20 protein-coding genes are annotated in these 22,120 nt (G+C 42.7%); 15 read left to right on the top strand and 5 right to left on the bottom strand.

Annotated features, from left to right (window positions below):
* The first annotated feature begins 155 nt into the window (after positions 1-155).
* On the top strand, positions 156-1,418 hold the full coding sequence (locus tag AAHB12_RS06870; RefSeq protein ID WP_342044726.1) for an NAD(P)/FAD-dependent oxidoreductase: 1,263 nt from the start codon (positions 156-158) through the stop codon (positions 1,416-1,418).
* A 214-nt stretch (positions 1,419-1,632) separates the two neighbouring features.
* Here the strand turns inward: AAHB12_RS06870 and AAHB12_RS06865 are convergent, their stop codons facing one another.
* The gene (locus AAHB12_RS06865; RefSeq protein ID WP_129727870.1) at positions 1,633-1,815 is read right to left on the bottom strand and encodes a sporulation protein Cse60; all 183 of its coding nucleotides are present in this window, start codon (positions 1,813-1,815) and stop codon (positions 1,633-1,635) included.
* 1 nt (position 1,816) lies between these two features.
* Positions 1,817-2,047 (bottom strand): DUF2553 family protein, encoded by a 231-nt coding sequence (locus tag AAHB12_RS06860; protein ID WP_129727869.1) that lies wholly within the window; start codon positions 2,045-2,047, stop codon positions 1,817-1,819.
* 258 nt (positions 2,048-2,305) lie between these two features.
* Here AAHB12_RS06860 and AAHB12_RS06855 point away from each other — a divergent pair, with 258 nt between their 5' ends.
* Positions 2,306-3,955 carry a putative polysaccharide biosynthesis protein gene (locus AAHB12_RS06855; RefSeq protein ID WP_129727868.1) on the top strand — a complete coding sequence of 550 codons (1,650 nt, stop codon included), beginning with the start codon at positions 2,306-2,308 and terminating at the stop codon, positions 3,953-3,955.
* A gap of 378 nt (positions 3,956-4,333) precedes the next feature.
* The gene (locus tag AAHB12_RS06850) at positions 4,334-5,053 is read left to right on the top strand and encodes a pseudouridine synthase (RefSeq protein ID WP_129727867.1); all 720 of its coding nucleotides are present in this window, start codon (positions 4,334-4,336) and stop codon (positions 5,051-5,053) included.
* A gap of 129 nt (positions 5,054-5,182) precedes the next feature.
* On the opposite strand, the gene AAHB12_RS06845 is transcribed toward AAHB12_RS06850, so the two are convergent.
* Positions 5,183-5,404: a DeoR family transcriptional regulator gene (locus AAHB12_RS06845; protein ID WP_129727866.1), complete on the bottom strand. Its 222-nt coding sequence runs from the start codon at positions 5,402-5,404 to the stop codon at positions 5,183-5,185.
* 353 nt (positions 5,405-5,757) lie between these two features.
* On the opposite strand from AAHB12_RS06845, the gene pepV reads away from it, so the two are divergent.
* From pepV to AAHB12_RS06820, 5 genes are all read left to right on the top strand, one after another.
* Positions 5,758-7,161, top strand: coding sequence for a dipeptidase PepV (pepV, locus tag AAHB12_RS06840; RefSeq protein ID WP_342044725.1), 1,404 nt, complete (start codon positions 5,758-5,760; stop codon positions 7,159-7,161).
* Between the two features lie 235 nt (positions 7,162-7,396).
* Positions 7,397-8,596, top strand: a complete 1,200-nt coding sequence (locus AAHB12_RS06835; protein WP_342044724.1) for an MFS transporter — start codon at positions 7,397-7,399, stop codon at positions 8,594-8,596.
* Positions 8,593-9,144 carry an RNA 2',3'-cyclic phosphodiesterase gene (thpR, locus tag AAHB12_RS06830; RefSeq protein WP_129727864.1) on the top strand — a complete coding sequence of 184 codons (552 nt, stop codon included), beginning with the start codon at positions 8,593-8,595 and terminating at the stop codon, positions 9,142-9,144. Before AAHB12_RS06835 ends, thpR begins: the two co-directional genes overlap by 4 nt.
* A 252-nt stretch (positions 9,145-9,396) precedes the next feature.
* Positions 9,397-11,541, top strand: coding sequence for a type I pullulanase (gene pulA, locus AAHB12_RS06825; protein ID WP_342044736.1), 2,145 nt, complete (start codon positions 9,397-9,399; stop codon positions 11,539-11,541).
* A gap of 354 nt (positions 11,542-11,895) precedes the next feature.
* Entirely contained in the window at positions 11,896-12,699 is an 804-nt protein-coding gene (locus AAHB12_RS06820; protein ID WP_342044723.1) for a phosphotransferase family protein, read from the top strand.
* Here AAHB12_RS06820 and AAHB12_RS06815 read toward each other — a convergent pair.
* Complete coding sequence (locus AAHB12_RS06815; protein WP_129727862.1) at positions 12,696-12,974, bottom strand: YtzH-like family protein; 279 nt, start codon at positions 12,972-12,974, stop codon at positions 12,696-12,698. The genes AAHB12_RS06820 and AAHB12_RS06815 overlap by 4 nt on opposite strands.
* Positions 12,975-13,388: 414 nt before the next feature.
* Between AAHB12_RS06815 and trmB the strand changes: the two genes are divergently transcribed.
* Together trmB and AAHB12_RS06805 are read left to right on the top strand one after the other, a co-directional pair.
* Positions 13,389-14,042 (top strand): tRNA (guanosine(46)-N7)-methyltransferase TrmB, encoded by a 654-nt coding sequence (gene trmB, locus AAHB12_RS06810; RefSeq protein ID WP_342044722.1) that lies wholly within the window; start codon positions 13,389-13,391, stop codon positions 14,040-14,042.
* A gap of 76 nt (positions 14,043-14,118) precedes the next feature.
* Positions 14,119-14,976: a YtnP family quorum-quenching lactonase gene (locus tag AAHB12_RS06805; protein WP_342044721.1), complete on the top strand. Its 858-nt coding sequence runs from the start codon at positions 14,119-14,121 to the stop codon at positions 14,974-14,976.
* Positions 14,977-15,119: 143 nt separating this feature from the next.
* On the opposite strand, the gene AAHB12_RS06800 is transcribed toward AAHB12_RS06805, so the two are convergent.
* A complete protein-coding gene (locus AAHB12_RS06800; RefSeq protein WP_129727859.1) occupies positions 15,120-15,431 on the bottom strand; it encodes a PepSY domain-containing protein in 312 nt (103 codons plus the stop codon).
* Positions 15,432-15,879: 448 nt separating this feature from the next.
* Between AAHB12_RS06800 and AAHB12_RS06795 the strand changes: the two genes are divergently transcribed.
* The 5 genes from AAHB12_RS06795 to AAHB12_RS06775 all read left to right on the top strand — a co-directional run bounded on the left by AAHB12_RS06795 (position 15,880) and on the right by AAHB12_RS06775 (position 22,069).
* The gene (locus AAHB12_RS06795) at positions 15,880-16,950 is read left to right on the top strand and encodes a M42 family metallopeptidase (RefSeq protein WP_342044720.1); all 1,071 of its coding nucleotides are present in this window, start codon (positions 15,880-15,882) and stop codon (positions 16,948-16,950) included.
* Positions 16,951-16,996: 46 nt separating this feature from the next.
* Positions 16,997-17,500, top strand: a complete 504-nt coding sequence (locus AAHB12_RS06790; protein WP_342044719.1) for a DUF84 family protein — start codon at positions 16,997-16,999, stop codon at positions 17,498-17,500.
* A gap of 64 nt (positions 17,501-17,564) precedes the next feature.
* Positions 17,565-17,885: a thioredoxin family protein gene (locus AAHB12_RS06785; RefSeq protein ID WP_342044718.1), complete on the top strand. Its 321-nt coding sequence runs from the start codon at positions 17,565-17,567 to the stop codon at positions 17,883-17,885.
* On the top strand, positions 17,882-18,691 hold the full coding sequence (locus AAHB12_RS06780; protein ID WP_342044717.1) for a DUF1444 domain-containing protein: 810 nt from the start codon (positions 17,882-17,884) through the stop codon (positions 18,689-18,691). The genes AAHB12_RS06785 and AAHB12_RS06780 overlap by 4 nt, the downstream gene beginning before the upstream one ends.
* Before the next feature lie 504 nt (positions 18,692-19,195).
* Positions 19,196-22,069: a DNA translocase FtsK gene (locus AAHB12_RS06775; RefSeq protein ID WP_342044716.1), complete on the top strand. Its 2,874-nt coding sequence runs from the start codon at positions 19,196-19,198 to the stop codon at positions 22,067-22,069.
* Positions 22,070-22,120 lie beyond the last annotated feature (51 nt).

The following is a 22,120-nucleotide window of genomic DNA, read 5'->3' as shown; positions in this document are numbered from 1 at the left end:
GTCATTCGACGTAGTCGGAAATTTTAGGAATACAGTATAAGTGCAACTACGCCTCTGTCTTCGCTCAAGAGCGGGGCTTGCCAGTCGGCGAGTTTTCTTTATTCCTTCCTTTCTGCTATGCTTAGTTTACAGTAATTCTTATGAAGGGTGATCGTATGAACTATGATGTAATTGTAATCGGCGGCGGACCGTCTGGCTTAATGGCAGCAATTGGCGCGGCTGAGGAAGGGGGGAAGGTGCTCCTTCTTGATAAGGGGGACAAGCTCGGACGAAAGCTCGCCATTTCCGGCGGTGGTCGCTGTAATGTCACAAATCGTCTTCCTGTCGATGAAATTGTTAAGCATATTCCCGGCAATGGCCGGTTTTTGTATAGCGCATTTTCTATTTTTAATAATGAAGATATTATCTCATTTTTTGAAAAGCTTGGTGTGCATCTAAAGGAAGAGGATCATGGGCGGATGTTTCCTGTTTCCGATAAAGCGCAGTCTGTTGTAGATGCACTGCTGCGCAGGTTAAAGGAACTGCAGGTTGAGATTCGTATAAATACGCCTGTCCAAACTGTACAGTATGAAAATGGACAAACAGCAGCAGTTATACTGCAAACAGGCGAAGTAATCCCTGTGAAGCACGTTGTCATTGCCGTCGGCGGTAAATCAGTGCCTCATACAGGCTCTACTGGAGACGGCTATGCTTGGGCGGAAGCAGCGGGACACACGATTACGGAGCTGTTTCCGACAGAAGTGCCGATTACGTCCAGCGAACCGTTTATTCAAGATCGCAGTCTGCAAGGACTTTCCCTCCGAAATGTTGCTCTAAGCGTAGTAGATCCGAAAGGCAAACTTGTCAAAACACATGTGATGGATATGATTTTCACACATTTCGGTATTTCTGGTCCAGCGGCTCTCCGCTGCAGCCAATATGTAGTAAAAACCATGAAAAAATTTCAAACAAAGACAGTAATGATGCGGATTGATGCACTGCCGGAGGAAAAAGAAGAACCGTTATTCCAGCGCATTATCCAGCAAATTAAGAACGAACCGAAAAAGGGAATCAAAAATGTGTTAAAGGGCCACGTGCCTGAAAGATATCTTCTCTTTTTGCTTGAGAAAAACAATATTGATCCAGCACATGCTGCCGGACAGCTGTCAGCTGAAAGTATTCGCAGCGTTATAAAGGACTTGAAAGGTTTTTCGTTCACTGTAAATGGTACACAGTCCTTAGAAAAAGCCTTTGTTACAGGAGGAGGCGTGTCAGTCAAAGAAATTTCTCCAAAAGAAATGGCCTCTAAGCTGATGAATGGCTTATATTTTTGTGGGGAAATTCTTGATATTCACGGCTACACAGGAGGCTACAACATTACCGCAGCACTCGTAACAGGACGAATTGCAGGTACATCTGCAGCGCGGTATGCCAAATAAGAAAGGCGGGTCTTGGGGGCTAGACATCCCCCCGAAAAGTTATACTTTCTTATCTTGTAAAGAAAACTCGCCGATTGGCGAGCCCTGCCCTTGGGCGAAGACAGAGGCGTAGTTGCTCTTATACTTTGTTCCTAAAATTTCTCGCTACGTCGAATTTGCTTTGATCTGGAATTTTATATTTTCTTAAAATATGAAAAGAGAGCCTAACGGATTGTTAGGCTCTGTATACAATCATAGCAGAAAAACAGTAGATTTGATTCTCCTCATCATTATTGCAAACTGCAACCTGATATTTAATATCTACTACATTCTCCTCATCTATTTTCTTTAAAAATACATTCACTGATTCTTCTAAATCTTTTTCATGACCTTCGTCAAATATCTTCACCCGAATCATCTCAGCACCATCCTACACTGCTTTCTTCTGAATGATTTCTATCACGACGCGTCTGAATCAATCGATAAAATCTTCCGTTTTCGTATATATATCCTTCTTCTAAATCATATTTCTTGTCTGCATGTATATAAAACTTGCCAATTCTAAATTTATGAGAATATAACTCCAAATATTCTCCTTTAAATTTCGCTGTTACTTTTTCAGTAATATCAATCTTCAGTGTTTTCTCCACACCTTCCCCCTCCCTTCAAAAGAGAGTGATTTGCTTTATTTTATTATGCAACAAAAAAATTATGATACGGGACATGTAAATTTCTTAAAGAAAACTCGCCGCCTGACGCCCTGCTCTTGGACGAAGCCAGAGGCGTAGTTGCCCTTATACTGTATTTCGAAAATTTCCTACAATGAAAGAAAAACGAGGCCTGTCTTTAGAAACTAACAGCAATTGTGATACAATACTAGGGTTAGAATGCATGAGGGGGCTTTTTTGATGTCCGATTCGAAGTTTTTGCGCGGCACGCTTATTGTGACGCTTGGAACGTTTTTAGTAAAGTTTTTAGGTATGATTTATGTATTTCCGTTTCACGCTTTAGTACACACAAATGGCGGCGCCCTATATAATTATGGGTATGTCCCGTATACTATTTTTTTAAGCGTTGCAACGGCGGGTGTACCGCTTGCGGTTGCCAAATTCATCTCGAAATATAATGCACTTGGCGACTACGCAACAAGCAGGAGAATGTTTCGTTCTGGTATGAAGCTGATGATCGTGATGGGAATTCTTTCATTTGCTGTTCTCTACATAACGGCTCCGCTGTTTGCTAAGGCGTTTCTTGGCAATGGGAACCTGGAGAATACAGTGGAGGAAGTAACGCTAATTATTCGTCTTGTCAGCTTTGCACTTCTTGTTGTTCCTGCGGCCAGCTTGATTCGCGGATTTTTTCAAGGTCATCAGTCTATGGGACCGACGACTGTGTCGCAAATTATTGAACAAATTATCCGTATCGTAATCCTTCTTGGCGGCAGCTTTGTTGTAATTAAAATTTTGCACGGTACTGTCGCTACTGCCATTGGTGTGTCGACGTTCGCTGCCTTTATTTCAGCGCTTGGGGCACTTGGCGTATTGCTAGTGTATTGGAAGAAGCGAAAGCCGCACTTAGACCGATTGCTGGAATCTCAGACAGTGCAGCCGTCTAGCGTGAGCACAGGACAGCTTTTTAAGGAATTGTTTGCCTATGCACTTCCATATGTGGTGGTTGGTTTGACGATTCCATTATATCAGGCTGTGGATACTGTAACCTTTAACCGCATGATGCTGGCAATTGGTGAAGGGAAAATTGCTGAAGCGGCCTACAGTATTTTCACGATGTGGACGCACAAGCTCATTATGATTCCTGTTTCACTCGCAACTGCTTTTAGCTTAACGCTTGTCCCAACGATTACCAAATCGTTTACAGAGCGCAATGCTGCCTTGCTGCAAAAACAAATTTCGCAAACTTTTCAAATCAATGCGTTTGTCACGTTTCCTGCCGTGGTTGGTATCTCAGCGCTAGCGTATCCTATTTATAGTGCGTTTTATGGTGCGAGTGAGCTTGGCGGTCAGATTTTGATGTGGTATGCACCAGTGGCGATGCTGTTTGCTTTATTTTCTGTAACAGCTGCTATTTTGCAAGGAATCAATCAGCAGAGGCATGCTATTATCGCACTTGCGATTGGTATCTCGTTAAAGCTGATTGGGAATCTTGTATTGATTCGATATTTCGAAACTGTTGGTGCTGTTCTCAGTACGGGCATCGGCTTTTTGGTCTCCATTTTGTATACAAATGTACAGATTCGTAAGTATGCAAACTTTGATTTTACGCTCGTGTATAAACGGATATTCCAGATAGCTATTCTAAGTGGCGTAATGACAATTGTTGTAAAGCTTGTGCAATGGGGATTGTCACCGCTGTTTGGAAATTCCAAAAGTCAGCTTGCAGCTGCTGTTGTTGTTGCAGCGGGGGCAATCATTGGTGTAGCTGTCTATGGTTTCCTGGCGATTCGGACGGGCATGCTGCAGCGGATATTTGGGGACGAGCTTTTGGATAGACTAAAACAGAGATTTGGAAGAAGATTTAAGATAAAGGCAAAAGGGGCATAAGCTTTCTTTTTGCACTGTAAGAGTATAAACTTTCAGTTAGAAGTGAATCCGACATAGTCGGAAATGTTAAGAATACAGTATAAGGGCAACTACGCCTCTGTTTTCTTTAAACCAGCCTCTTTCTGTAAGATATTCCTCAACATAAAAAGGCAAAAATGCTTTTGATGCTGGGGAATATTTTACACTGTAGGAAAGTATAAATTTCCAACTAGAAGTGAATTCGACGTAGTCGGAAATTTTAGGAATACAGTATAAGGGCAACTACGCCTCTGGCTTCGCTCAAGAGCAGGGCTCGCCAATCGGCGAGTTTTCTTTGTTATAGGAGCAAAGCAGGCTAGATCCGTTTTTCATATTGATAAGCATAAAGAAGGTGACAGAATGAGAATTGATAAAATTTTATCTAATATGGGCTATGGCAGCCGTAAAGAAGTAAAAAAGCTGTTAAAGGATGGGGCGGTACAGGTAGACGGTGTACCGGTAAAGGATGCGAAGCAGCATGTTGATGTAAATGAGCAGGAGGTTACGGTACACGGTGAAGTTGTCGAATATAAAGAATTTGTTTACTTGCTGATGCATAAGCCGCCAGGTGTGATTTCAGCAACAGAGGATGATGTTCATGAGACCGTGATTGATTTGCTTGAGCACGGGGATTTGATTTTTGAACCATTTCCTGTTGGACGTTTGGATATTGATACGGAAGGCTTGTTGCTGCTCACAAATGATGGGCATTTATCGCACCAGCTCCTTTCTCCCAAAAAACATGTTCCGAAAAAGTATTATGCGCACGTGCACGGTCGGGTAACAGAGGAGGATATCGAGGCGTTTCGAAAAGGAGTTGTGCTTGATGATGGTTACGAAACAAAGCCAGCAGAACTCACGATTTTGCGGCGTGGGGAAACGTCGGAAATTGAACTTATCCTCACAGAAGGGAAGTTTCATCAAGTAAAGCGTATGTTTGAAGCAGTCGGAAAAAAGGTAACATATTTGAAGCGTACTGAGATGGGCCCGCTTACGCTTGGCGATTTAGAGCTTGGAGAATATCGTGAGCTGACGGATGAGGAAGTGCAGCAGCTAAAGGAATACCGCGTAGAGGTATAGCTTGTTCTGAAGACAGGAGTAGTCGAGGGCTAGGCAATGGTTGTCAAAAGATATATGTTCCTATCCTCACAAAGAAGGCCCCTTTCTATTTATTTTATAGAAAGGGGTATGTATATACCGCGTTATTTGCTAAGATGTTAATTTGACTCTCTTTCCTGTTGTTGTCCATTTCCCCCGAGTCGGGCTGTATACGAGCTCGTTGAACTCCAGCACGTTTAAGTCGCGCTGTACCGTTCTAGGGGTAATACCGAATTCATCCACAAGGTCTTGTGTGGTAACAGTACCTTTTTCATTAATGTACATGTAAATTGACTTAATCCTTGTTAGCATACGAGAAGTTGTGAGTTTCAAAAAACCACTCCTCTACGAATTTTTTATTGACCAACAGAGAAAGAGAACTATTTATTTCCATTGTACTCTATTTACTAAAATTCATGCTCTTACTAATGTAATTTTAACATGATTTTAACATGTCTATCGAAAATGGAAAAGGTATGTTGTGTAATGTTCACAGAATATTTTTTATGATTTTCCATACATATAAGCAAAAATTCTACAAAAAATGAGGAAATCCTTTATTTTCTTTGGGGAATATTGGACTGTAAATAATTTGATCTCTTTATATATTTCTACGGTATTTTGTTTGATTTCATAAAAGGAATATATTTAGTTAATAGTTTTAGATTAATGAAGAGGTGAGTAGGATGTCGAGTATCAATTGGTTAGAAGAGGTGCAAAAGCAGCAGCAGGGTTTAATTGACGATACACAGCAGTTTTTACGCGTGAAAAGTGTTCTTGACGAAACAACCAAGGGTGATGGTGCTCCCTTTGGAGAAGGTATCGCTCAGGCTCTTTCATTTATGCTTGAGAAGGGAAAGCAGGATGGTTTTGTAACAAAGGATTTGGATGGGTATGCAGGTCATATCGAAATGGGGCAAGGCGAGGAGTTAATCGGTGTATTATGTCATGTGGATGTAGTACCTGAGGGAGATGGATGGAAAAGTGATCCATACGCCGCTGACATTCGGAACGGTAATATTTATGCGCGTGGTGCAATTGACGATAAAGGTCCAACGATGGCTGCTTATTATGCGATGAAGATTGTGAAGGAGCTGGGACTTCCTTTGCGAAAGCGCATTCGAATGATTTTGGGTACAGATGAGGAAAGCCATTGGCGCTGCGTAGAGCATTATTTTCGTCATGAGGAAATGCCGACAATGGGATTTGCCCCGGATGCGGATTTTCCAATCATTAATGCGGAAAAAGGTATTTGCGATCTCTATCTAGCGCAGCAGCCCTCCCCTACTGATGGGGAAAATGTACTTTTATCGTTCCAATCAGGCAGACGACTGAATATGGTACCAGATTATGCGAAGGCAATAGTACAAACAAAACAAGCGCAGCAGCTTGCTGCTGTATATGAAGCGTGGCTGCAGTCTGCGGGATACAGAGGGAAAGCAAATATGAGCAGCGATGAGGTAGAGCTTGAGTTAACCGGGCGTTCCGCACATGGATCAACTCCAGAAAAAGGTGAGAATGCAGGTGTGCGTTTAGCAGGATTTTTAGCAGAACACGAATTGGATAAGCAAGGTGCTGCTTTCGTACGTTTTGTTTCCCGATCTTTTGGAAGTGATACTAGAGGTATACATTTAGGCATACAGTATAACGATGATATTACTGGTGACTTAACTGTTAACGTTGGTCTTCTTTCCTATAGAAAGGAGGAAGGAGGTACATGCGGTCTTAATATTCGCTATCCAGTTACGACAGATTTAAAGGATACCTTGCGAGTTTTACGTAACTCTGTAGGAGCTCAAGGCTTTGGAGTACGAGATATCTCTGATTCTAAACCGCATCATGTAGATAAAGAGCATGTGTTGGTGCGGACACTTCAGCGGGTATACGAAGAACAAACGGGAGAAAAGGCTGAGCTGTTGGCAATCGGTGGAGGGACGTATGCTCGCTCACTACAAGCAGGTGTAGCGTTTGGACCGCTATTTCCGGGAAAGGAAGAACTTGCGCATCAAAAAGATGAGTATATCGAGATTGAAGATTTGCTAAGGGCAACTGCTATTTATGCACAAGCGATTTATGAATTGGCGAAATAAAGAAAACTCGCTGACTGGCGAGCCGTTAGGCGAAGACAGAGGCGTAGTTGCCCTTATACTGTATTCCTAAAATTTCTCACTACGTCGAATTGTCTTCTAGCTAGAAATTTATGCTTTTTTTAAAGGATAAGCATACCGCTCTCCGGGAAGGGGAGCGGGCTTCTTTTTGCTTTATAGCGTGGGAAAGGGACATTTTTTAGGGATGTGTCCGCTTTTCTGATAAGGAGGAAGAAATATGAATATCTCTACACAGATGGAAAAGCGAAATGTCGGAAACGTATTTCGTTTATATTATTTTGTTGTTTTCTTTGGTCTAGGAGCATTGTTTCCGTTACTTGGGGTATACTTAAAGGAATATGTGCATTTATCGGGTGTACAAGTCGGAAATATTATGTCCATTGGTCCGGTGATTATGATTTTTGCTCAGCCACTCTGGGGAATGCTATGTGATTATACGCAAAGGCCCCGGCAAATTCTGCTTCTAACGCTGCTTGTGACTGCAGGGATGGCTTTTTTGTATTCCATGACCGTAGTATATCCACTACTGCTTCTCATTGCTGTTTTGCTTGCATTTGGACAAAGCGGTGTTATACCTGTTTCAGATAGCATTACGCTCAGTTACGTACAAAGGGTGGGCGGCAATTATGGAGCCATTCGCTTGTATGGAGCGCTTGGTTATGCAGCAGCCGTATTAATCTCAGGGAAAGCAACGGATTATTTCGGTGTTCATGTAATTTTCTACATATTTACTTTTGTTTGGATTATGGCAGCGTTATTAACAGGGCTTTTGCCAAAGCAGGGAACACCCCTTCGCGCCAATATTATAGAGGGTGCGAAAACGTTGCTGAAGAAGCGTGAGTTTGCTGTGTTTTTAGTGTGTACATTTCTAATTTTCGGCCCATCTCAAGCAAGCAATACATACCTTGGTTTGCTTATCTCAGAGCTAGGGGGGACGATGACCGGTATCGGTTTTGCATTTTTGTTGGCCGCTGGCAGTGAAGCTCCGTTTATGAGAATGGCAGCGTATTGGATTCAGAAGGCGGGCATGAATCGAATCCTTATTCTTGCTGCTTCAGTCTCCGCGCTGCGCTGGCTATTATACTTTTTTGAGCCTCCTTTAGCGATTATATATGCAACGACAATTTCGCAAGGGATATCGGTTGGTTTATTTATTCCAACTGCCTTACAGTATGTTCGGGATATGACTCCGCCTTCCATGCAATCCACAGCTGTATCATTATATGCCACAGCTGGCGGAGGGGTTGGGGCGTGGTTTTGTACGTTTATCGGCGGTTTCCTGCTAGACCGATTTGGAATCCAAAGCGTATACTTAGCTTACTTCATTTTAACAATGGGCGGTCTATTAGTATTTCTGCTAGAAGCGGCGCGAACAAAACAAATAGAGGAAGGGCTAGAAAGAAAGGAGAGTGCATGATGAAGTCACATTACTTTCTTGCTGTTTCGTTGCCGGAAACGGTGAAGGATGCTTTAGAGGCATGGAGGCAGCAGCACCAAAAGGAGCTTCCATTTCAGTCATGGGTGCACCATGACGATTATCATATTACACTCGTATTTTTAGGAGAGGTGTCATCCCTCTTGTTATCTCGTATACAGGAGGAGATGCAGCAGCTTTCTATCAATCGAAGATTTTCTATTACTGTACAAGGAATTGGAGCCTTCGGGTTAGCTGAACGTCCTCGGGTTTTATGGGCTGGGATTACGCATCCGCCTGAGCTGTTTGCTTTGCAAAAACAAGTGTACAATTTTTGTGAAGCTCTTGGCTTTTCACTTGAAACACGTCCGTATCGTCCCCATATTACACTAGCGAGAAGATGGCGCGGCGAATATCCATTAACAGACTTGCAGCAGCGAAAAAACCATGAGCTATCATTTTTGGTTGAGAAAATTACATTATACAAAAGTCATTTGCAACGGACGCCAAAGTATGAGGAGATTTTTAGTATCCTTCTGTCTGAATCTTGAAACCGTTTACTTAAAATGTGAATATACTGTTACAAATAAGAAAGTGGAACACGACTCGTTTTGTTCCAAGAGTACAATGACTTGCTTACAAAACATGCGGCTTTAGCGAAGCTGATTCATGGAAGCCTTCTGGGTGTTCCTCACCCCGGAGGGAAATTTTTTCTCTCTTTTTGTATTGGTATTGCATAGAAGTTGGCAGACTGAAGAAGTAATATAAATTTGGAGAACGAAGGGAAGGATGGTGAGCACGGTATGCTGAAGATTGAACGTCTATTTGAGGCGTATTTAGACGGTATGGACTATATTGTTGTATTACTGCCGCACTCGTACGGTGTTTCTAGCCAATTTCTCCTACGGAAGGGAAAGCAGGAATGGCAGCTTCAAGTAATACACGTACACAATCTTCCCGGCTTTACCAAGTATGAATGCAAAGCAAGCGAGTATATCGAGATTGGAACGCCTTACCTTGTAATTGATGATCGGGAAAATGAGACAGACTTGCAAATTGGCGCTGTTATTCGTACGAAGGAGTTTGATGAGGCGTATTATTATGACGGAGATGATCTAGGGGTTACCTATACAGCACAAGAAAGTATATTTAAGGTGTGGTCTCCTCCAGCTTCTTTGATGAAACTGCGTGTGTATCAAGAGGATGGGTACATTGATCATGATATGACTCGCAGAGAAAATGGGGTTTGGAGCTATAGACTTTCCGGGGACTGGGAGGGTGCGCGATATACTTTTGTCGTGTGTGTTAACCTTGTGTGGCGCGAGGTAACGGACCCATATGCAAAAGCAATCACAGCTAATGGAGAGCATGGAGTCGTTATAAATATGGAAAGAACAAGAGAGAAGCAAACAATAGGTTGCCCGTCCCTTGTTAATTTTACAGATGCTATTATTTATGAAGCACATATTCGAGACCTTACAGTTCATCCAGATAGCGGAGTCCTGCAAAAAGGAAGATATTTAGGCATGACTGAGACGCAAACGATGAGCACAAAAGGGACAACAACAGGTCTTTCCTATTTGAAGGAGCTTGGAATTACGCATTTAGAGCTGCTGCCGTTTAACCACTTTGGAGAAGTGGATGAGCAAAATCCTAAGGCAACATATAATTGGGGGTACAATCCTCTCCACTTTAATGCGCCAGAAGGAAGCTATGCAACAAATCCAGCTGATCCGTACAGCCGCGTCATTGAATTAAAACAAATGATTGAAGCTCTGCACGAAAGCGGTATTGGGGTTATTATGGACGTTGTATACAATCATGTATATATACGCGAGGAATCATCATTTGAGAAGCTTGTACCAGGATATTACTTCCGTCATGATGCAAATGGCATGCCCTCAAACGGAACAGGGGTGGGGAATGATATTGCATCTGAACGGCGTATGGTTCGTAAATTTATTTTGGATTCTGTGCAGTACTGGTTGCAGGAATACGGCGTAGACGGTTTTCGCTTTGACTTAATGGGAATTTTGGATTGGGGGACAATGAACGAAGTCCGCCGCGTTGTTGATGCCATTCGACCCGATGTTTTAATTCTTGGGGAAGGTTGGGACTTAAATACACCGCTTCCTGCTGATCAAAAGGCAACCTTGGGAAATGCCAAATATATGCCGCGAATTGCGCATTTTAATGATCGATTTCGGGATTACATCAAGGGGAGTACTTTTTCGATCTTTGACCAGGGCTATGCATTTGGTAATTGCAGTCATCTAGATGAGGTTAAGCGAGTAATTAGAGGAAGTGTCCCATTGCAGCCGCACGACACGGATTTGTTTGCTGAGCCTGAACAAACTGTTAATTATGTGGAATCACATGATAACCATACGATGTGGGATAAACTATCTCAAAGTAATGGAGAGGAGTCAGAAGCGCTGCGCAAGCACCGTCATCTGCTTGCAACTGCCATTACCCTTTTATCGCAAGGCATTCCATTTTTACACGCCGGTCAGGAGTTTTATCGCACAAAGCAAGGGATTGAAAACAGCTATAACTCTCCAGATCATATTAATCAGATTGATTGGAAACGAAAAGATCAAAATAGTGCGGCAGTTGAATATGTAAAAGGACTAATTCGTTTACGCAGGTCACACGGCGCATTTCGTTTTGCATCAACCAAGCTTATTCAAAAGCATTGTTCTTTCTTAGATGCTCCTGCACCTATTATCTTATATCACTTACATGATGTGGCTGCTTTTGGTCAGTGGAAAGAGATTCTCGTGTTATTTAATACGGGTGTGGATCCAAAGGTAGTGAAATTGCCGAGTACGGGAGAATGGCAGGTGCTTGTCAATGAGACCGAATCAGGTTCTCTTCCTATTACTAGTCATGAGGGAGAAGAATTTGCAGTTGCACCAGTTAGCGCCTATGTCTTGGCGAAAATGTAGTATCGCTACTTGACGATAAGAATGTAATACAGGTAGAATTGATGAAGGTAGCTATTTTGGTCATAATACCATAATAGCTCTCTCTTTTTTTATAGAGGAAAGAGCAGCTCGGGCGTCTCTTTATTTTGTATGCTTGCTTCATTTATGGACTGTAAAGCATCATAGAATGACAAGGGAATCTTTACTTAGGAGTAGAGCTGTCTGCTATATTTTTGAAATTGCAATCCTGTACGAGTACTGATCATCAATTATATTTTGTATCGTATACAGGGTGTGAAATAATAAACGTGATAGAGACAGCAAGGAAGAGATGGATCGGAAATTCACTACAACAAAAGGAATTGTTAGCGGGTAATGAACATGAAATGGTTGGAACAATGGTTAGGAGAAGATTGGAAGGTGACACCGGCCGGCGGAGCGACAGGTGATGCATATATTGCTCAGCAGGGGGAACGAAAGCTGTTTTTAAAGCGGAACTCGTCACCTTTTCTTGCCGTGCTTTCGGCTGAAGGCATTGTTCCAAAATTACTTTGGACAAAGAGAATGACAAATGGAGATGTAATATCCGCCCAAGCGTGGCTAAATGGGAGAAAGCTGGAGTCTGCAGAAATGAAGAACGAGAGTGTAGCGCTTTTGTTACAAAAAATTCACTCGTCTCAAGCATTGCTGCAAATGATTCAAAAGCTTGGAAAGAAGCCTTTTCTTGCTAACGATATTTTAAACGAGCTCCTCTCTATATTAGAGGAGAAGGTGAGCCAGAAGGGCGCTGTACAAAAAGGGCTTCAATATTTGCGTAGTTCGCTTGCGGAGGTTGCACATGAGGAGCTTGCTGTTTGTCATTGTGATGTCAACCATAACAACTGGATATTATCTGATGATGATAAGTTGTATTTAATTGATTGGGACGGAGCAGTTATTGCAGACCCTGCTTTAGACATTGGGATGCTGTTATACTGGTATGTACCGCAAAGTGAATGGAAATCATGGCTGAAGCATTATGACATTGAGATGACGAATTCACTTTTACGCCGTATGGAATGGTACGTTATTGCTCAGTCTATTATATCTCTGCAGTGGTATACAACAAAGGGGAAGCAGGAGGAAGCTTCCTATTGGCATGATTACTTAGAAAGCCTCCTAGCCTCCCGCTCCTTTTAGGATAGGCTATCTATTCCAGAAATCCATTGAGAAAGTTCATTCTGGTGATTCGAAATATGCTGATCTAAATCAGGAGAATATTTTCCTGATTGGCTATAATAATAGACGTCGTTCAGCATAGTTCTTGTATCGTCAGCTACATTGTCGTTTGTCATGAGTGACTTGATAATGCGTTCCATTTGTTCGCATTCGGCTATAGTTCCGCAGCAGTCACACTGATGATTTGTTAGAATGTCTTTTAATACAGTCATTTGATGCTCATGGTTGAGAGGCATATCAACACATCCTTTTGTAAAAGAATAAGAAAGTAGAACATTTGGGGCTTTGTCTAGCGGACTCGGTCTAGCCCCTTTTTGTAAAAGCATCTTCTCTATAAACAGAAAAAGTGTCTTTCTGTGGGAAGAACCGTTTACTGTGGGAGAAACTTCAGCTGTGTCTGCTTTGCTTGTTGTTCCTTTGTAGTTTCCGTGATTGCTGTTTGTTTTATACGAGAGAAAGACCGAGTGCGCGTGTACTTGGTTTTTTACACTGTAAGAAAGTATAAATTTCCAGCTAGAAGTGAATTCGACGTAGTCGAAAATTTTAGGAATACAGTATAAGTAGGGCTACGCCTCTGTCTTCGCCCAAAGGCAGGGCTCGCCAGTCGGCGAGTTTTCTTTATTTGTTGGATTAAGAAGGGAAGAATACTGATGCGTCTTAGACATAAACCATATGCAATGGAAATGATTGAAACTTATCCGCAATTTGTAATTGCCGATCCAGAGGCTTATAAAGGCAGCTGGGGAAAACTTTTTGGAAATGATAATCCGATTCACATCGAAGTTGGGACAGGGCGCGGTCGTTTTATTTATGAAATGGCAAAAGCACATCCCCATATTAATTATATCGGTATTGAGAAATTTTCAAGTGTGGTTGTTGATGCCTTACAAAAGCTGATTGATGAAGAAGTGCCGAATTTGAAACTGATTAATAAGGATGCGAAGGATTTAACTGTATTTTTCGCAAGTGAAGAAATTGATCGTGTCTATTTGAATTTTTCTGATCCATGGCCAAAGGCTCGACATGAAAAACGGCGTTTAACGTATAAATCGTTTTTGCGAAATTATGAGCAAGTGCTGGTAAAGGATGGAGAAATTCACTTTAAAACGGATAACCAAGGATTGTTTGAATATTCTCTTATGAGTCTTGCGGAGTATGGCATGCTGCTGCACTATATTAGTCTTGATCTGCATAACAGCGATTTTGAAGGTAATATTATGACGGAGTATGAAGAGAAATTCTCAAGTAAAGGAAATCGTATTTATCGCGTAGAAGCAAGATTTCGTAATGAACCTGTGCTATGAAGCACAGGTTTTTTGCTTTGTTGTGTAATAACTTCTTTTAGGTATGTTACAATTACTGGAAAAGGGGAGTGGTAACATGGATACAATGCAGATAGGAGAAATCAGTGTTACATGGCTTACAGGCGGGCGAAGCAACTTAGATGGCGGAGCGATGTTTGGGGTGGTGCCAAAGCCGCTTTGGTCACGCAAGTACGAATATAATGAACAAAATCAAATTCCGCTTCGCACAGATCCAATTTTGTTACAAACAAAAGACGGGAATATGTTGATTGACTCGGGAATTGGAAATGATAAAATGAGCGACAAAATGAAGCGGAATCAAGGGGTAACCGCAGAGTCTGCTGTTAGTGAATCCCTTTCAAAGCTTGGATTAACACCTCAGGATATTCATATTGTTCTCATGACACATTTGCACTTTGATCATGCCTCCGGTTTAACAAAGAAGGAAAATGGACAATTAACGTCAGTATTTCCGAATGCAAGGATTTATGTATCAGAGGTTGAATGGAACGAAATGCGCGGTCCGAATATTCGTTCACGAAATACATATTGGAGAGAGAACTGGGAACCAATTGTGCATCAGGTGCAAACATTTCAAAAGGATATTAGGATTACAGAGCAGGTACGTATGGTGCATACAGGAGGTCATAGTGATGGACATGCAATTGTGCTGGTGCAGGACAAGGGGGAAATATTACTGCATCTTGGGGACTTATTGCCAACGTATGCGCATCAAAATGTTCTTTGGGTTATGGCGTATGATGATTATCCAATGACATCCATTTCGCAGAAACAACAATGGATATCATACGGTGTAGAACAGAAAGCTTGGTTTACGTTTTATCACGATTATTATTACCGTGCGGTTAAGTGGGATAGAGAAGGAGTGCTAACGGAAAAGGTGGAAGCAGAGGGAAATAAAAAGTCCCTATAAGAAGGACTTTACTTCACTGTAAGAAAGTATACATTTCCACCTAGAGACGAATTCGACGTAGTCGGAAATTTTAAGAATACGGTATAAGTGCGACTACGTCTTCGTCTTCGCCCAAGGGCAGGGCTCGCCAGTTGGCAAGTTTTTTAGTCTTCAATTACTTCTAAAATTGTTCCTGTCTTGGCATCTACTAAAAATTCAAATCGTTCCTGCATACCGTCGATGAGAGCTGTAATGCCACCGCGATACACATCGTATGTTAAATTGTAGCGTTCTAACACCTCTGGTACCATGTGAATCCAAGAGCCTGTAATTTCACCTTTATCTTCAAATGATTTTTTTGCCATGTGCAATGCTTTTTCGGACGAAAGATGACTGCCTTGCTGCAATTTTACTGCTGCGAAATATCCGGCAGTTACACCTAAGCCCATACCGATGAGCAAGCTTTTCCAATTCATCGCTTCCACCTCTATTGAACAGAATGGTTTTTATTTCACTGTAGGAAAGTATACATTTCCGGCTAGAAGTCAATTCGACGTAGTCGGAAATTGTCGGAATACAGTGTAAGTGCAACTACGCCTCTGTCTTCGCCTAACGGCTTATCAGTCGGCGAGTATTCTTTATCAAGTATAATCGAAAATCCTCAAAAAAAGAAGAAACTAGCGACATTTGTAGAATTTCGCTACAATAAGAATCAGAGTATATAGGAAAAAGTATCCTATGGGAAAAGTGGAATCGTCTCGTTTTGCTTTCTTGCACTTTAAGAAGGTATAAATTTCCAGATAGAAGCGAGTTCAACGCAGCAAGGAATTTTAGAAATAAAGTGTAGTGCACCTACGCTACGCTTCTAATAGCTCGCTAATCGGCGAGTTTTCTTCACCCTAATCAAAAAGAGGAGGTCATTTGATGAATCAAGAAACGTTGAATCTATTTCGTACATTAACGGAGCTTCCCGGCGCATCGGGGTTTGAACACAGTGTTCGCCGCTTTATGAAGGAAGAGCTTAAGAAATATTCCGATGAAATCCTTCAGGATCGTCTGGGCAGTGTTTTCGGCGTGAAAAAGGGCGATGAAAATGGTCCTCGCGTGATGGTAGCCGGTCATATGGATGAAGTTGGCTTCATGGTGACGCAAATCACGAAAAATGGCATGCTTCGCTTTCAACCGCTCGGTGGTTGGTGGAGTCAGGTATTACTTGCGCAGCGTGTACAAATTATAACCGATGACAAGCCGATTATTGGCGTAATTGCCTCCATTCCGCCGCACATCTTAAGTGATGAGATGCGTGCTAAGCCAATGGATATAAAAAATATGCTCATCGACGTTGGAGCCGATGATCGTGAGCATGCGCTGGCTCTCGGGGTCAAGCCAGGACAGCAAATTGTGCCGATATGCCCGTTTACGCCAATGGCAAACGACAAGAAAATTCTTGCAAAAGCATGGGATAATCGTTATGGATGCGGCTTAGCGATCGAGCTTTTAAAAGAGGTACAGAATGATAAGTTGCCAAATGTGCTGTATTCTGGTGCGACTGTGCAGGAGGAGGTTGGTCTTCGCGGTGCGCAAACGGCGGCAAATATGATCCAGCCTGATATTTTCTTTGCCCTTGACGCAAGTCCGGCAAATGATGCAGCCGGTGATAAGAAGGAGTTTGGGCAGTTGGGGAAAGGAGCGCTTTTACGTATTTTTGATCGCTCCATGGTTACGCACAAAGGAATGGTTGAGTTTATTTTGGATACGGCGGAAACAAATCAGATTCCGTACCAATATTTTGTTTCGCAAGGTGGAACAGATGCGGGGCGCGTTCATACTAGCAATTCTGGTGTTCCGTCTGGTGTAATTGGTGTATGTGCTCGTTATATCCACACACATGCATCAATCATGCACGTAGATGACTACGCCGCAGCAAAGGAGCTGCTTGTAAAGCTTGTGAAAGCAACTGATCGTACAACACTTGAAACGATTCGGAGCAAGTAATAGAAGAGTAAGCATTACTGATGTTTTAAAAACGGAGGAACGATGGATGAAGGTAGCAGTAGGTTCTACAAATAAAACAAAAACGGGTGCGGTACGGAATGCGTTTCCAGAAGCAACACTTGTCTCCGTTCTTGCTTTGTCTGGTGTAGCTGATCAACCATTTTCTGATGAGGAGACATTACAGGGTGCTGTGAATCGGGCTAGAAATGCCTTAGAACAAACAGATGCTGATGTTGCAATCGGCCTAGAAGGCGGTGTGCTTGAAACAGGACGAGGTCTGTTTTTATGCAACTGGGGAGCGCTTGTGACTCGTCACGGGGAAATGTTTTATGCGGGAGGAGCACGTATACAATTACCTGATGAATTTTTGCATCCGCTTCTTTCTGGAAAAGAGCTAAGTGAAATTATGGATAATTATACGAAACGTCGAGATATTCGCAGCAGTGAGGGCGCAATTGGTATTTTTACGAATGGGTATATAGATCGGGAAGAGATGTTTACCCATGTAGCAAAACTGCTCGTTGGGCAATATATGTATTCAAAAGCATAACAGTTGCAAAAGGCCCGCTGGGACAAGTAAAGTAAACAGCAGAAGAAAGAAGGAGAGTGTACATATGAAAGTACTTGAAAGCGTGGAACAGTTCCAGACATTACAACAAGAACAGAACGTTGTATTTTTATTTTCAGCAGATTGGTGTCCGGATTGTGTATTCATTAAGCCATTTATGCCGGAGGTGGAAGAGGCATATAGTGATTTTACATTCGTTTTTGTTGATCGTGACAAGTTTATTGACCTTTGCCGCGAACTAGATGTATTTGGAATTCCGAGCTTTGTTGCTTATAGCAAGGGAGCAGAAATTGGAAGATTTGTGAATAAGGATCGAAAAACGCAAGAGCAAATTGAGGCATTTTTGGAAGGACTTCGCAAGCAATGAAAATAACAAGCAAGAAAGTGAAGGATGAGCTGATCAGGAGGCTGGAACGGCCAGAATGGCAGTTTCAATATGACAGGGAAAAAGAGACGCTACGGATCGAGGATAAGGAAACTAAAAAAGGTATTACAGTTTCCTTGCCAGGTATCGTTGCAAAATGGGAGCAAAAGCAAGAGAAGGCTGTAGAGGAAATCGTGTATTACGTAGAAGAAGCACTGCTCGCGATGCATAGAGAAGGGACACAGGCAGAGCGGATTTTACCTGTTATCCGCTCTACTTCCTTTCCTATGGAGCAAGAGGAAGGAAATCCGTTTGTTACAACAGAGCACACAGCAGAAACAAGGATTTATTATGCTCTTGATTCTGAAAAAACATATCGTCTCATCGATCAACGTCTCCTTCAAAATCTAGGTCTTGATGAACAGCAGGTAAGGGAGATGGCCCTGTTTCACCTTCGCTCCCTGCCGCGTAAGGTAAAGTCTGACGAAGTAGCGGGCAATGTATTTTACTTTTTTAATCAAAATGATGGTTATGATGCCAGCCGAGTGCTAGATGATTCCCTTTTAATAGATATGAAGGGGCAGATTGAAGGAGATATGGTCGTTGCGGTGCCGCATCAGGATGTGTTAATCGTTGCAGATCTTCGAAACGAGATTGGCTACGATATTATTGCGCAAATGACGATGAAATTTTTCTTTGAAGGTCGCGTTCCAATTACCGCTCTTTCTTTTATGTATGAAAATAAGGAACTAGAGCCAATTTTTATTTTAGGGAAAAAACGTCGGCAGAAGGATAATGAGAAAGAGTAAAAAGTCTGTGAATCCATTATGTTTTCTTAGGTAATTACTGCTTTTGCACTTAAGAAAGTATAAATTTCCAGGTAGAAGTGAATTCGACGTAGCCAGAAATTTTAGGAACAAGGTGTAAGTGTAACTACGCCGCTACTTTTGCCTAACGGCTTGCCAATTAGTAAGTTTTCTTTACCCTACAGCGACGATAAGGCAGTAGCATCTAATAAATGGATTCAAAAGCAAAAGCCGCTATCTAGGTGGTTTTTGCTTTTTTGTGCTTCTAAGAAGGCGTAAATTTCCAGGTAGAAATGAATTCGGTGTAGTTAGAAATTTTAGGAATGTAGTATGAGTGCAACTACGCCTCTGTCTTCGCCCAAGGGCTGGCTCGCCAATCGGCGAGTTTTCTTTACATATTATGTAGTGTTGCTAGGGGATTTTGTCTCCTATAATTTTTTTCCCCACATTCGCTATAATGCTGTTACAATAAAAGATGTTATTATTTTGCAGAAAGAGTGGTACTGCATGTTAGATTGGATGAAAAAACTGTTGAAGAAGGAAGAGAGTGTACCTGAAGCTCCTCAAACAGATCATTCGCCTGTTATAGACAAATATGAACCGTTACAAAAAGAAATAGAGGCTAGAGTGACTTATCAATACCCAAAGGGGAAATTTCGGTTTCCGCTAGATATTAATGAACCGCTTGAGAGACGTGAGCCTGTTCGAACTGATCAGGTAAAAAGGCAGCCTTCTATAGAACAGGATAGAAGCAGGCCTCGCCCTCGTTCATTGCAGTGGGAGCAGCCTGAACAAGCACGGCCTTCTGTGCCGCAGCATGTAACGGAACCTACATTGCAGCAGCCTGAGGAGCAGGTCGTTACTCGTCCACAATTGCCAGAGTCTAGCCGTGTTCCTTTTCGTCCGACTGAAGTCCCATCGCCTGTTTTTGGTTATACACGTCCAGGGCAGGTGGAAGAAAAGCGTCCGCCTGTTGAGGATGAGGATATCATACTGTCAAATGAAAGAAAATCAGTAGTGGATGCATGGCTTGAGAAAAATGGATACGTATCAGTTTTTGAGAAGACGGAAGCGATACACATCGAAAAGGCATACGGAGATACTGAAGAGCAAACACTCTTAAGTAAGGAGTATGTGGAAAAGGCTTATGAAAAGCCAGAGGTAGTGCAAGTTGTGCAGAACGAAGCACTAACAGAACTAAAAACAGTGGGGCTACCTGAGCTGGAGGATTTTGCATCAGAAGGAGAACAGCAGGAGCAAGGACCCTCTGAAGAGGCAGAGGCAGTAGAAACAAGTGAGCTATTGGAGGAAGAGGAAGCTAAAGAGCAGCAGGAGCAAAAATCTTCTGAAGAGACAGAAGTAGCGAGTGAGCTATTGGAGGAAGAGGAAGCTAAAGAGCAGCAGGAGCAAGAATCTTCTGAAGAGACAGAAGTAGCGAGTGAGCTATTGGAGGAAGAGGAAGCTAAAGAGCAGCAGGAGCAAGAACCTTCTGAAGAGGCAGAAGTAGCGAGTGAGCTATTGGAGGAAGAGGAAGCTAAAGAGCAGCAGGAGCAAGAATCTTCTGAAGAGGCAGAGGCAGTAGAAACAAGTGAGCTGCTGGAGGAAGAGGAAGCTAAAGAGCAGCAGGAGCAAGAATCTTCTGAAGAGGCAGAGGCAGTAGAAATAAGTGAGCTGCTGGAGGAAGAGGAAGCTAAAGAAGAGCAAGAGCAAGAACCTTCTGAAGAGGCAGAAGCAGTAGAAGCGAGCGAGCTACTAGAGGAAGAGGAAGCTAAAGAAGAGCAGCAGGGACAAGAGACTTCTAAGGTGGTAGAGGCAGCGGAAGAAAAGGGGCCTCTTGAAAACCCTCAGTCTGTAAAGGTCGAGGGGCGTGAGAGAAAGCGGTTTGTGCCGTATAACGTAATGATGCTTAAGCAGGACAGGCTTCGCTTGGAGCAAAAGCAGCAAGAAATGCCACTATATACGCTACCGCCTATACATTTATTGCATGTTCCATCGCGTTTAGAAGTGAATGATGACGAGTGGCTGCAGGAGCAAATGGAATTGCTCAATACAACATTCTTTAATTTTAATGTAGGTGCCAAGGTTGTGAATCTGACACAAGGACCTTCTGTTACGCGTTTTGAAGTACAGCCTGACCCAGGAGTCAAGGTTAATAAAATTACTAATTTATCCGATGATATTAAGCTGAATTTAGCTGCACGCGATATTCGTATTGAAGCGCCGATTCCGGGCAAGAATGCAGTTGGCATTGAGGTGCCGAATAAGGAAAGCAAGCCAGTGTTTTTGCGAGAAATTTTGCGTAGTCCTGAGTTTGCAAAAAGTGATTCGCCTCTAACGGTTGCGCTTGGTTTGGATATTTCCGGTGCACCGATTGTAACTGATATCCGCAAAATGCCGCATGGGTTGATTGCAGGCTCGACCGGATCCGGAAAGAGTGTGTGTATCAACGCAATTTTGACAAGTATCTTATATAAAGCTATGCCTCATGAGGTGAAGCTTATGTTGATTGACCCGAAAATGGTCGAGTTGGCACCGTATAATGAAGTGCCTCATCTTGTATCTCCAGTGATTACAGATGCAAAAGCAGCTACGGCTGCGTTGAAGTGGGCTGTAGAAGAAATGGACCGTCGATATGAGTCATTTGCACATGCAGGTGCCCGTGATTTAACAAGGTATAATGATCTTGTTGAGCAAAAGCAAGCGCCAGGACAGCAGCTGCCTTACATTGTCATCGTAATTGATGAGTTGGCAGATTTAATGATGGTAGCAGCTGCTGATGTAGAAGAAGCTATTTGTCGTATTGCGCAAAAGGCGCGTGCATGTGGAATTCATTTGCTTGTCGCGACGCAGCGCCCGTCTGTGGATGTAATTACTGGGCTCATTAAGTCAAATATACCGACACGTATTGCTTTTACTGTATCGTCTCAGGTTGACTCTCGGACCATTATCGATACTGCAGGGGCAGAAAAATTACTTGGACGCGGGGATATGTTATTTTTAGAAAATGGCACATCAAAAACGGTTCGTCTGCAGGGGGTATATGTATCAGATGAGGAAATTGAGCGTACCGTGCAGCATGTAAAACAGCAAATGAAGCCATGCTATATGTTTCAGCAGGATGATTTGCTGGCGAAGGCAGAGCAGCACGCAGCAGAGGATGAGCTATTTTATGATGCTTGTCAGTTTGTATTGGAGCAGGGCGGCGCATCTGCCTCATCTGTGCAACGCCGCTTCCGAATTGGTTATAATCGTGCTGCACGTCTTATTGAAGAAATGGAAGCACAAGGCATTATTTCGGAGGCTCGGGGAACAAAGCCGCGTGATGTTCTCATCACAGAGGGAGAGCTGGCTGCTATGCAGGATATGAATGGACAAGGATAAGGGCATTGACCTCCTCTTCCTGTTTATAAACACACGGAAGCTGGATTAGAC

The sequence above is a fragment of the Bacillus sp. OTU530 genome, assembly GCF_038440375.1.
This window is presented reverse-complemented; position numbering and strand designations above follow the sequence as displayed.

Excerpts from the sequence above, each read along its gene's own strand:
- AAHB12_RS06870 (WP_342044726.1), top strand. The coding sequence starts at position 156 with ATGAACTATGATGTAATTGTAATCGGCGGCGGACCGTCTGGCTTAATG.
- AAHB12_RS06865 (WP_129727870.1), bottom strand. The coding sequence starts at position 1,815 with ATGATTCGGGTGAAGATATTTGACGAAGGTCATGAAAAAGATTTAGAA.
- AAHB12_RS06855 (WP_129727868.1), top strand. The coding sequence starts at position 2,306 with ATGTCCGATTCGAAGTTTTTGCGCGGCACGCTTATTGTGACGCTTGGA.
- AAHB12_RS06850 (WP_129727867.1), top strand. The coding sequence starts at position 4,334 with ATGAGAATTGATAAAATTTTATCTAATATGGGCTATGGCAGCCGTAAA.
- pepV (WP_342044725.1), top strand. The coding sequence starts at position 5,758 with ATGTCGAGTATCAATTGGTTAGAAGAGGTGCAAAAGCAGCAGCAGGGT.
- AAHB12_RS06835 (WP_342044724.1), top strand. The coding sequence starts at position 7,397 with ATGAATATCTCTACACAGATGGAAAAGCGAAATGTCGGAAACGTATTT.
- thpR (WP_129727864.1), top strand. The coding sequence starts at position 8,593 with ATGATGAAGTCACATTACTTTCTTGCTGTTTCGTTGCCGGAAACGGTG.
- pulA (WP_342044736.1), top strand. The coding sequence starts at position 9,397 with ATGCTGAAGATTGAACGTCTATTTGAGGCGTATTTAGACGGTATGGAC.
- AAHB12_RS06820 (WP_342044723.1), top strand. The coding sequence starts at position 11,896 with ATGAACATGAAATGGTTGGAACAATGGTTAGGAGAAGATTGGAAGGTG.
- AAHB12_RS06815 (WP_129727862.1), bottom strand. The coding sequence starts at position 12,974 with ATGCCTCTCAACCATGAGCATCAAATGACTGTATTAAAAGACATTCTA.
- trmB (WP_342044722.1), top strand. The coding sequence starts at position 13,389 with ATGCGTCTTAGACATAAACCATATGCAATGGAAATGATTGAAACTTAT.
- AAHB12_RS06805 (WP_342044721.1), top strand. The coding sequence starts at position 14,119 with ATGGATACAATGCAGATAGGAGAAATCAGTGTTACATGGCTTACAGGC.
- AAHB12_RS06800 (WP_129727859.1), bottom strand. The coding sequence starts at position 15,431 with ATGAATTGGAAAAGCTTGCTCATCGGTATGGGCTTAGGTGTAACTGCC.
- AAHB12_RS06795 (WP_342044720.1), top strand. The coding sequence starts at position 15,880 with ATGAATCAAGAAACGTTGAATCTATTTCGTACATTAACGGAGCTTCCC.
- AAHB12_RS06790 (WP_342044719.1), top strand. The coding sequence starts at position 16,997 with ATGAAGGTAGCAGTAGGTTCTACAAATAAAACAAAAACGGGTGCGGTA.
- AAHB12_RS06785 (WP_342044718.1), top strand. The coding sequence starts at position 17,565 with ATGAAAGTACTTGAAAGCGTGGAACAGTTCCAGACATTACAACAAGAA.
- AAHB12_RS06780 (WP_342044717.1), top strand. The coding sequence starts at position 17,882 with ATGAAAATAACAAGCAAGAAAGTGAAGGATGAGCTGATCAGGAGGCTG.
- AAHB12_RS06775 (WP_342044716.1), top strand. The coding sequence starts at position 19,196 with ATGTTAGATTGGATGAAAAAACTGTTGAAGAAGGAAGAGAGTGTACCT.